This window comes from Pontibacter virosus, assembly GCF_003096355.1.
In the GTDB taxonomy this organism is placed as follows: Bacteria; Bacteroidota; Bacteroidia; order Cytophagales; family Hymenobacteraceae; genus Pontibacter; species Pontibacter virosus.
Window position 1 is genome coordinate 71085 of record NZ_QEKI01000020.1, and the last position, 7455, is coordinate 78539.

Below are 7455 nucleotides of genomic sequence, written 5' to 3' on the forward strand. Positions count from 1 at the left end.
CTAATGCAGGCATTAGAATTTAATCAACAAGAAATCTTTATTCCACCAGCATACTGCTGCGGTGCTGTATTACTTTAAAGCTCTCCACCATCTTCACCGACTCGTGCACGTCTTCTGTGAAAATCGCCACGAAAGATTCCGGCTCAGCATTTTCCAGTGCATAGGCAATGGCACGCATTTCTTCCGGTATCACCTTCACTTGTTTGTGCGGCGCCACGTCCTCTATACCTTGCAGCATCGGCAAGGTGATCTCTTCGGCTGTCTTTCCGCGCAGGTCGTTGTCGAGGCGAATGATGATCTCGTCAAAGATCTCCCCCGCCACACGCCCGATCTCGTAGAAATCCTGCGTTCTACGGTCGCCAACGCCGGCAATGATGCCAACCTTGCGCGACACGTCCAGGTCTTCCATAAAGCCGCCTATGGCCTTTAGGCCGCCCACATTGTGGGCATAGTCCACCAGCACCTCGAAATTCGGGAACTGGAACAGGTTCATGCGACCCGGCGTTTTATCCGGCGAAGGTATAAAGGTGCGAATGGCACGCTTAATGTCTTCTATGTCAAAGTGCGATACATAGCCAGCCAACGCGGCAGCCAGTATATTCTCTATGTTAAATTTCGCTTTTCCCCCGAAAGTCAGCGGCACGTCCCCCACCCGGTCGATGCGGATCTTATAACTGTTCTTGAAGATCGAAATGTACCCGTTTTCAAAAACTGCAGCCAGTCCGCCTTTGGCAATGTGCTTCAGGATGCGCGGGTTGTTCTCGTCCATACTGAAGAAGGCGACTTTACACTTCAGCTCATCCGCCATGGCGTAAACCAGGTCATCATCGGCGTTCAGGATGGCGTACCCGTCCTTACTCACGCTCTTCGGGATCACCGACTTCACGTTGGCCAGGTCCTCCAGGGTATGGATGTCTCTAAGCCCCAGGTGGTCAGAGCTCACGTTGGTCACAATACCAATGTCACACTGGTCGAAGCCCAGCCCAGAGCGCAGCAAACCGCCACGGGCGCACTCCAGCACCGCAAAGTTTACGGTCGGGTCTTTGAGCACAAATTGTGCACTGTAAGCCCCTGTTGTATCGCCTTTTTCGAGCAGCTTGTCCTGTATGTAGATGCCCTCAGTGGTCGTATACCCTACCTGATAGCCTTTGCTCTTGACCATGTGCGCGATCAGGCGCGTGGTAGTCGTCTTCCCGTTGGTGCCCGTAACCGCCACAATCGGGATGCGGGCCGGCTTGGTATGCGGGAACAGCATGTCAATGACCGGTTCGGCTACGTTGCGCGGCAGTCCGAAAGTCGGTGAAATGTGCATCCTGAAACCAGGCGCTGCATTCACCTCTAGTACCGCACCCCCCGCTTCGTTAAGCGGAATGGCAATGTCGGTTGTCATCACGTCGATGCCGCAGATATCCAGCCCCACCAGACCGGCAATGCGCTCGGCCATCAGGATGTTGTAAGGATCCACTAAGTCAGTAACGTCAGTTGCCGTGCCTCCAGTACTTATGTTAGCCGTACTTTTTAGGTATAGCACCTCCCCCTCGGGCAGAACCGATTGAGTAGTAAGCTCTTTGGCCTTTAAAATATTTTTGGTGTGTTGGTCAATTTTTATCCGGGTCAGGGCTTTTTCGTGCCCCACGCCCCTTCTCGGGTCTTTATTAGCCAGGTCAACCAATTGCTTGATCGTGGAAACGCCGTCTCCTGTTACCATGGCCGGGGTGCGCTTGGCAGCGGCCACAAACTTTTTGTTGATGACCAGCAGGCGGAAATCGAAGCCCTGAATATAGCGCTCCACCATAACGGCTTCTGCATACTGCTTAGCAGCAGCCAGTCCTTTCAGGGCATCTTTCCAGTTGGTAATGTTGATGGTGGCGCCTTTGCCGTGGTTGCCGTCGAGCGGCTTGAGCACCAGTGGGTAGCCCAGTCGGTCCACAGCACGCTTCAGTTCATCCTGATTGTAAACAGTGGTGCCATTGGGAACAGGTATACCGGCCTCGTCGAGCAGTTCCTTGGTAGCGTTCTTGTCACCGGCTATCTCTACGGCAAAGCAGGCAGTGCCACAGGTCATGGTAGCCTGTATGCGTTTCTGGTTCACGCCATAACCCAGTTGTATGAGCGAATGCCGGTTGAGGCGGATGTAAGGTATACCGCGGCTCTGTGCCTCCGACACAATCGAGTAAGTACTCGGCCCGAAGTATTCGTCTTCCCGGATCTGGTGCAGCCGGTCGATGTCTTCGTCGAGTTTATACTTTTCTCCTTTTATCAGGGATTGGGTGATGTGCAGGGCAGCGTGTGCGGCATACTCGCCGGCGCGCTCTTCCTGGTACGAGAAGATGACGAAATGCGTACCCTGTTCGTGGGCCATGTAACAGCGTCCGTAGCCGCAGTCCATACCTGCCATTGTTTGCAACTCCAGGGCGATGTGCTGCAGCACGTGTCCGAAAGTAGTACCTTCTTCCACCAACTTAAAGAAGCCGCCAGCCACGCCTACGGCAGCGCGGTGTTCGTACATGTCAGGAAAGAGACGTTTGAGTCGGGAGGCAAAGCCAGGTACTTCGTGGGTAAGGGTATCAGCCAGTTCTTCCAGGTCCAGCTTGAGTACGATAATTTTGGGATGCTCAACAGACCAGAAATTTGGTCCGCGCATGATGCGCAATTCTGTAATCTTCATGGGAATAGGTAAGCAGCTTGTATTGCCTGTCAGATATGTTGTAGGTGTTGAAGGATACAGCAACCGTAAAATTGCCTGCTTGCAATACGTTTTAAGCTGACAAAGGATATAGCGCCTTTTAAAAAATTAGTGCAATTGGATTGATAAGATTGAGAGATAATCACTTAGGCATAGGAAGGGCGTTTAGGGATGTTGGGAAATATGGATGCGGGCTTTGGGAAGGGTTGTTGTCCCCGCCCCTTTCATTGTCGGGGCCCGAACCCTAAGCGAGACTTCTCGGTTACTGCTATCCCACATGTCATCCTGAAAGGATCTTGGTCAAAGTTAGGCCAGGCGGTTACTATAACACACCCCTGCCCCTCTCAAGAGGGGATTTCTTGTAGTCGCTTAATTTCCAGGTATAAGTTCTGTAATTTCTATTGTAAATACCGGGTCCAACCACCCCTACCCCTCCTTATCCAAGGAGGGGAGTCTGCTAATGCCCAATTCAAAGGTATAAGCCCTGTCTTGAGTGTGACGCACCACTGGCAGGTTTAGCAAGACATCCTTGCACGCCAGCTACGAAGCAAATCACCTCTGCCAGGTGCATAAACGAAGATTTTGTGTTGGGGGTGAAGGGGTCCCCCTGTCACGAGCGGTCAGCGAGTTTAAAATCGTCTTGATTTTTTTGCCCCGAAAGTATTCGGGATGTTCCATTTACTTTTTTATCAAGTCGAAGATCCCGAACTTGATTCGGGAGAAAAAAGAAGGGCCCGCCCAGCCAGGGCAGGCTATAGAACAACATAGTTGCTATTCCTACAACAGCATTTGCTACAAAGCAAAGTGCCTATACCTATACCTGGGCCAGAGGCCCCACAATAATAGACACGAGCGTGGACGCTCGCGCCATGGCACATCAACAGCACTACATAAAGATTAGAATTGTGATAGGGAAAAAAAATCGCCCGGTCAGATTTACCGACCGGGCGATCAAGAAGAGGTAACGAGCGGATTCGAACCGCTGTAGCAGCTTTTGCAGAGCTGAGCCTAGCCACTCGGCCACGTTACCCTGATTGGAGTGCAAATATAAGCAGAGATGTATGCTTATCAAACAATCAGGCTATATTTTTTAAGCGCCATCAGATACAGCGCTAAGTATAAGCCCCTTAATTTTTAGATGAATTGCGTCAAATTATTTGGGCAGCGGAGCGCCTACAGGCACAGCGCAATCATGACCCGGCTGGCCGTGGGGCGGATTCGTTCCGGCTGCCACTGAACCAGAAACCTGCGGCTGGAAAGTAGGCTGCGGTGCAGTGAGTCTTGGCTGTGCTGGCAGATCGAGCGGGGCGCCCACTTCGATGTCGCAGCGGTGGCCTGGCTGTCCGTGCTCCGGATTCAGGGCTACATTGCCCGCCGGTGCAGTTGTAGCGGCGTTATTGCTTGTCGGTGCAGTGCTTGACTGGCTGGCAGCTGTGCTGGTGGTCTTATTGTCTTCTGAGCAAGCGCTAAAACCAATCAGGGCAGCGGCCAGCAGTACGTTAACGGTAGTTTTCATGCAATGATTTAGAAAATTATGCAACCATCTGTTGCTACCATCCTTTTGGCAGAACAGGGCGCTTTTGTTACAACCGACAAGCTACCAAAAAGGTGCCGCAAAACCAAAATCCTTCCGACATACGGTTATTTCCGACTGTTTAAAAACTATTCTCGCCTGCCATAACTTTATCCCTCTTTTCCGGGTATATTCAGAAAAACCGGTATGCGCATCCGGCATAGCCGTAACAGTTGCAGCCAGGCTGCCGTACCCAAGCCTGTTTGGGCTGTTATCCTTTACAATAACACATTATACATCCTGGCCGTATCAGCCAGTCAGCGGTGCAGAAGAACCAAGGCTCCTGCCTATACCTTCAGAGCCCGTAACGTTTACCTTTATGAACAGACTTCTATTCCTTGATGCATTAAGAGGCATTGCCGCACTCTCCGTGGCCCTTTTCCACTATACTTCCGTGTACCGCAGCCTGTACGGCCACCGCTTCTCCCCTGCCTTCGATTTCGACTACGGCTTGTTCGGGGTGGAGCTTTTCTTCATGATCTCCGGCTTCGTGATCTTCTTCAGTTTCGACAGGATCAAGAGCGGGGGCGAATTCCTCTTCAACCGTGGCATCCGTCTTTACCCAACCTATTGGTTCTGTATGATCACGACTTTTGTGGTCGTGCAGTCTTTCGGGCTGCCGGGTTTTGAGACTACCTTTACCGACATGCTCGTGAACCTGACCATGTTCCAGAAGCTGGCCCGCGTGCCGGACGTGGATGGGGTATACTGGTCGCTGTTCTCGGAGTGGATGTTCTATCTGATGATGCTTGGCCTGTTCATGACCAATAACCTGAAGCGCATTCTGTGGGTTGGTCCCGTATGGGTGTTGTTAAGCCTGGTGCATAAGTATGGCTTTAGCCTCGGACCTGTTGGTGCGATACTCAACCTGTACCATGGCGTGTTCTTCTATGCGGGCATCCTCTTCTACCTGCTCATGAAGCAGCCTGAAAAGAAAAACGTCATCTTCGGGCATCTGCTATTCAGTATTGCTGCCATTGTAGCCTTATACCTGCCGGAAGGACTGCCGCATACCTTGGTTGTGATTTCCTTCTTCGGTGTTTTCTACCTGGGGCTAATGGGCAAAATGGAGTTCCTGGTGAACAAGGTGCTGCTCTTCCTGGGAAGTATCTCCTATGCGCTCTACCTGATCCATCAGTTTATCGGCTACGTGATCATCAACGAGACCCGGCACTTGTTCGGCGACAGCCTGCTGGTGATTGTGCCGCCGCTGGCCATTACGCTCACTGCAGCCTGGCTGATAACAAAGTACATTGAGAAACCCGCTGTGAGTCGCCTCAAAACCTGGTATAAACAGCGTTCGGGCCATGCTTTGTCACAAGAGAAGAAAGTGCCTGTCAGTGGCTTTGCCAAGCCGGAAACCGTCCCTACAAAATAGGTATAGCAGGTCTGAAGCTAGGCTCCGGTCTGGGCATAGGCGACGGCCAACTCCGCTCCAAGCCGCGCATTGTGCTTGATCAAGGCAATGTTGGCATCGAGGCTTTCGCCGTGGCTGTGCTCCGCGATATACTTTAAAAGAAAAGGCGTCACGGCTTTGCCTTTGATGTGCTGCTGCGCGGCGGCATGCAGGGCCTGGGTGATATACCATTCCATTTCCGGTGCCGGCACTTCAAACTTTTCAGGTATAGGGTTGGCGATCAGCACGGCACCGTTCAGACCTAAATCCCACTTGGTGCGCATGAGCCTGGCTATTTCCTGGGCAGAGTCCAGTCGCAGAGGGGAAATGAAGCCACTTTGGCGGGAGTAAAAGCTCGGAAACGCATCCTGTCCAAAGGTAACAACCGGTATACCTTGTGTTTCGAGGTACTCCAGGGTCAGCCCGATATCCAGGATCGACTTGACTCCTGCTGACACCACCGCAACGGAGGTCTGCGCCATCTCTGTCAGGTCTGCCGAAATATCCATCGTAGTCTCAGTGCCCCGATGCACCCCTCCTATTCCGCCCGTCACGAACACCCGTACACCTGCCATTGCGGCAATACGCATGGTAGCCGCCACCGTCGTAGCGCCATCCAGTTGCTGGCTGATGACATAGGGCATATCGACCAAACTCACTTTCCAGACATCCTTGGCCTGACCCAGGTGCTCGATCTGTTGCTGTGTGAGGCCCACACAGCATTTACCGTTCAGAATCGCGATCGTGGCAGGTATAGCTCCTGTTTCCCGCACTACTGCCTCCACCTCCAGTGCCGTCTGCACGTTCTGGGGAAAAGGCATGCCATGCGCGATGATGGTAGACTCGAGGGCCACCACCGGCTTTCCTTCGGCCAGGGCCTGCTGCACTTCGGGGTGAATTTCCAGGTATGGGTTCATGGGGTTAAGCTGATTCTTTTGCTATGGTTCTTAAAATTGACAGATTAACTTAGGGCAGTCCTTTAAGCTTATACCGGATCAGGTGATCAAAATGTTGGCAAACACGGTACGCACGGCATTCTAACGGTTCGTTGCCTAGTCTTTACGCTCGTAAATCAGCTGAACGACTCCGGACCTGAACCTGTTCACCTCGATCAGATTGAGATTGATCCTCTCACTCAGGTCCTGAAACAACGGTTTGCCCGCTCCTAGTACAGTGGGGTGCACGGAAATCCGGTAAATGTCAATCAACTGATGCTGGATGAAGGTTGTGATGAGTTTTGCTCCGCCATACAACCAAATGTCTTTGCCGTGCTGCAGTTTTATTTCGGCAATCTTTTCAGGTATACCGGAGGTAATAAAGGTGGCCCCACTATCCGGCCGCTCCTGGCTGGAGAAAACGATTTTCTCTTTAGAGTGAACAGCATCCCAAATAGCCCTCTCCGATTCGCTTGCGTTGGTATCCGGCGCGAAATTGCCCCACATCTCGTAGCTTACCCGGCCATAGAGGATGGTGTCTATACCTGACAGAAAGCCTTGGAAGTCCATGTCATCATCCAGGATACACCAATCCACTTCGCCATTCGGTCCTTCAATGAATCCGTCGAGGGTTACGGCCAGGTCTAAGATTACTTTTCGCATGCAAATAAGAAGCTTACTCTATGTTGGGTGTAGTAACGGCTTGTACATAAAGCGAGCGAGGTGTAGCCGAAGCTTGACTTATGTGCTGGGTTGCACTAAACCTTCGGTAGCTGGTTTTAAAAAGCAGCGGATAAGGGCTATCTTTTGGATTCACATTTAACTTCTAATTTAAGATGAAAAAAAAGAGCCTACCCTTATCCAG

The 7455-nt window shown here is 51.8% G+C and carries 5 protein-coding genes and 1 tRNA gene; 1 reads left to right on the forward strand and 5 read right to left on the reverse strand.

Translation table 11 applies throughout. From position 1 onward, the window contains the following. Window positions 1-37 precede the first annotated feature (37 nt). The 3 genes from cphA to C8E01_RS19990 all read right to left on the reverse strand — a co-directional run bounded on the left by cphA (window position 38) and on the right by C8E01_RS19990 (window position 4202). Window positions 38-2668 carry a cyanophycin synthetase gene (gene cphA, locus C8E01_RS19980; RefSeq protein WP_116545224.1) on the reverse strand — a complete coding sequence of 877 codons (2631 nt, stop codon included), beginning with the start codon at window positions 2666-2668 and terminating at the stop codon, window positions 38-40. A 977-nt stretch (window positions 2669-3645) separates the two neighbouring features. After that, a tRNA-Cys gene (locus C8E01_RS19985) sits at window positions 3646-3716 on the reverse strand. A gap of 123 nt (window positions 3717-3839) precedes the next feature. Next, the gene (locus C8E01_RS19990) at window positions 3840-4202 is read right to left on the reverse strand and encodes a hypothetical protein (protein ID WP_116545225.1); all 363 of its coding nucleotides are present in this window, start codon (window positions 4200-4202) and stop codon (window positions 3840-3842) included. Window positions 4203-4578: 376 nt separating this feature from the next. Here C8E01_RS19990 and C8E01_RS19995 point away from each other — a divergent pair, with 376 nt between their 5' ends. Beyond that, window positions 4579-5637 carry an acyltransferase family protein gene (locus tag C8E01_RS19995; protein ID WP_116545226.1) on the forward strand — a complete coding sequence of 353 codons (1059 nt, stop codon included), beginning with the start codon at window positions 4579-4581 and terminating at the stop codon, window positions 5635-5637. Between the two features lie 17 nt (window positions 5638-5654). Here the strand turns inward: C8E01_RS19995 and C8E01_RS20000 are convergent, their stop codons facing one another. Both C8E01_RS20000 and C8E01_RS20005 read right to left on the reverse strand, forming a co-directional pair. Further along, window positions 5655-6572, reverse strand: coding sequence for a pseudouridine-5'-phosphate glycosidase (locus C8E01_RS20000; RefSeq protein ID WP_116545227.1), 918 nt, complete (start codon window positions 6570-6572; stop codon window positions 5655-5657). A 135-nt stretch (window positions 6573-6707) separates the two neighbouring features. Further along, entirely contained in the window at window positions 6708-7253 is a 546-nt protein-coding gene (locus tag C8E01_RS20005; protein WP_116545228.1) for a dihydrofolate reductase family protein, read from the reverse strand. Window positions 7254-7455: the final 202 nt, after the last annotated feature.